This window comes from Parvibaculum sp. (assembly GCF_049672805.1).
Lineage (GTDB): Bacteria > Pseudomonadota > Alphaproteobacteria > Parvibaculales > Parvibaculaceae > Parvibaculum.
In genome coordinates, this window is the sequence record NZ_JBATWS010000188.1 from 1 (window position 1) to 2,858 (window position 2,858).

The window sequence follows — 2,858 nt, forward strand, 5'->3', positions numbered from 1 at the left end:
AGAACCGGCGCGGACACGCGCTCGGCCCGCCAGACCGCCGCCGCGTAGCCCACCGCAACCGCCAGAAGCGCCATCGCGGCAAGCGCCAGCAGCGGCCGCCGCCCCACGCTCCACAAGGTCCCCCCTGCCGCCGCCAGTGCAAGCGGCGCGGTCCAGAGCGGCGGCTCGTTCGGCAAGGCGAAATAGGTCGCCACCCCCATGGCGATGAAAACCGGCGCCCAGAGGAAATATCGATCCGCTTCAGCCGCGAAGGAGGCCGCAATCTCCCGACGCGCCGCTGCGGGCCATTCGCGCGGCGGCAATCGCGTACCGTAACTCTCTATAGAATCTCCCGCCGCAGCCACTCGCCCCCCCTGCAAGTCGCCTCATTTCCGGGCCGATCCGGGAACCGGGCCTAAACCCTTGCTTTAAAAAGGCTTTAGCCGCCCGTTACCGGGTTCATTTCGGACTTACGTTGCGTTGCCGCAATGTGCTAGAAAACCCCTGCCCCGCAGTCGGCCCCTCTGGGCAATATGCCCATAATCAGGTCGAAGCTTGCCAATATTCAATCGTGTTGCCTACCCATGCGGCTGCGAGGTCGGATTGCAGGAAATCATGAGCGAACAGAAGACAATCATAACGCGCTTCGCCCCCTCCCCTACGGGCTATCTGCATATTGGCGGGGCGCGCACGGCGCTTTTCAACTGGCTGTTCGCCCGCCACCATGGTGGCCGCTTTCTTCTGCGCATCGAGGATACGGACCGCGAGCGCTCCACGGATGCCGCCATCGAGGCTATTTTCGAAGGGCTGCGCTGGCTCGGTCTGGAGTGGGATGCGGAACCCGTCTTTCAGTTCTCCCGTATCGAGCGCCACAAGGAAGTGGTTGAAGAGCTTCTTGCGCAGGGCAAGGCCTATCGCTGCTATACAAGCCCGGAAGAGCTTGAAGAAATGCGCGAAAAAGCCCGCGCCGAAGGCCGCCCTGCCCGCTATGACGGGCGCTGGCGCGACCGCGATCCTTCCGAGGCGCCTGCCGGCGTGAAGCCGGTCATTCGTTTCCGCTCGCCGGATGAAGGCGAAACCATCGTCCGCGATCATGTGATGGGCGATGTGCGCTTTCCGAACGAGCAGTTCGACGACCTCATCCTGCTGCGCAGCGACGGCACGCCGACCTACAACCTGTCGGTCGTGGTGGACGATCACGATATGGGCATCACCCATATCGTGCGCGGCGATGACCACCTGACCAATGCGGGCCGCCAGAGCCAGATTTATGCGGCGCTGGGCTGGGATATCCCGGAATTTGCGCATGTTCCGCTCATCCACGGGCCGGACGGTGCCAAGCTTTCCAAGCGTCATGGTGCGCTCGGCGCGGAAGCCTACCGCGATCTCGGCTATCTGCCGGAGGCGATGCGGAACTATCTCGTGCGCCTTGGCTGGAGCCACGGCGATGACGAGATTTTCTCGACGGAACAGGCCATCGAGTGGTTCAACCTCGAAAGCATTGGCCGCTCGCCCGCGCGTTTCGATTTCGCGAAGCTTGAAAACCTGAACGGCCATTACATCCGCGAGGCCGATAATGAGCGCCTGACCGATGAAACAATCGCCCTCATGGCGCGGCTCAAGGGCTGGAAAACGGATGACGCTTTCCGCCAGAAGCTTCTCGGCCTGATGCCCGCCCTGAAAGAGCGCGCCAAAACGCTGGTGGAACTTGGCGAGAGCGTGGCGTTTCTTCTTGCGCAGCGTCCCCTCTCCTTCGATGACAAGGCGCAGCAGCTTCTCACAGAAGAGGCCCGCGCGCTTCTCGGGCGGCTTGCATCCCGGCTGGAAGCAGATAATGACTGGGAGCTAAAAAAGATTGAGGCAACGATCCGCACCGTTGCCGAAGAGGAAGGCCTCAAGCTTGGCAAGGTGGCGCAGCCGCTGCGCGCCGCCGTGACCGGAAGCACGGTTTCCCCTCCGATTTTCGACGTGCTCGCCATTCTCGGCAGGGAAGAGGCGCTGGCACGAATAAGAGATCAGGCCGCTTAAGGCATGCTTTGCACCGCCTTTAACGGCACGGCAGAATAGGTTTAAACACACCGTCCGGATTTGCCTCCCGCAAACGGCATCCGGAGGGTCAACCAAAACAGGGTAGGCAGCATGACTGAACACGGAACCAAAGCGGGAGCGAAGTCACAGGCGACGCTTTCGGTTGAAGGCAAGACTTATGAGCTGCCTGTTTATGGCGGCTCTCTTGGCCCGAGCGTCGTGGACATCTCATCGCTTTACGGCAAGAGCGGTGTCTTCACATACGATCCCGGCTTCACCTCCACAGCAAGCTGCGAATCCAACATCACCTATATTGATGGTGAGGAAGGTGTTCTTCTCTATCGCGGCTATCCGATTGATCAGCTTGCCGAGAATGGCAACTTCATCGAAACCTGCTATCTGCTGCTGAATGGCGAACTGCCGACATCGGAGCAGTATCGCGAGTTCGAGCGCGCCATCACCATGCACACCATGGTGCATGAGCAGATGCAGTTCTTCCTGCGTGGCTTCCGCCGCGACGCTCACCCCATGGCCATCATGTGCGGCATGGTGGGTGCGCTGTCGGCCTTCTATCATGACTCCACGGACATCAATGATCCGATGCAGCGCATGATCGCGAGCCGCCGTCTGATCGCGAAGATCCCGACGCTCGCCGCCATGGCCTATAAATATTCCGTCGGTCAGCCCATCGGCTATCCGCGTAATGATCTCGATTACGCCGAGAATTTCCTGCATATGTGCTTCTCGGTTCCGGCCGAGCAGTACAAGGTCGATCCGGTTCTCGCCCGCGCGATGGACCGCATTTTCATCCTTCATGCCGACCATGAGCAGAACGCCTCGACCTCGACCGT

2 protein-coding genes and 1 pseudogene are annotated in these 2,858 nt (G+C 60.8%); 2 read left to right on the forward strand and 1 reads right to left on the reverse strand.

The window, feature by feature from the left end; translation table 11 throughout:
- Positions 1-344, reverse strand: a pseudogene (locus WBF74_RS06125) (hypothetical protein); the annotation flags it as partial.
- 250 nt (positions 345-594) lie between these two features.
- Between WBF74_RS06125 and gltX the strand changes: the two are divergent.
- Together gltX and WBF74_RS06135 are read left to right on the forward strand one after the other, a co-directional pair.
- Positions 595-2,007, forward strand: coding sequence for a glutamate--tRNA ligase (gene gltX, locus WBF74_RS06130; protein WP_424436748.1), 1,413 nt, complete (start codon positions 595-597; stop codon positions 2,005-2,007).
- A 111-nt stretch (positions 2,008-2,118) separates the two neighbouring features.
- On the forward strand, positions 2,119-2,858 hold a 740-nt coding region (locus tag WBF74_RS06135), incomplete at its 3' end, for a citrate/2-methylcitrate synthase (RefSeq protein WP_424436751.1).

What these genes read in the sequence shown, in the direction of transcription:
- gltX (WP_424436748.1), top strand. Translation starts at nt 595, where the DNA reads ATGAGCGAACAGAAGACAATCATAACGCGCTTCGCCCCCTCCCCTACG.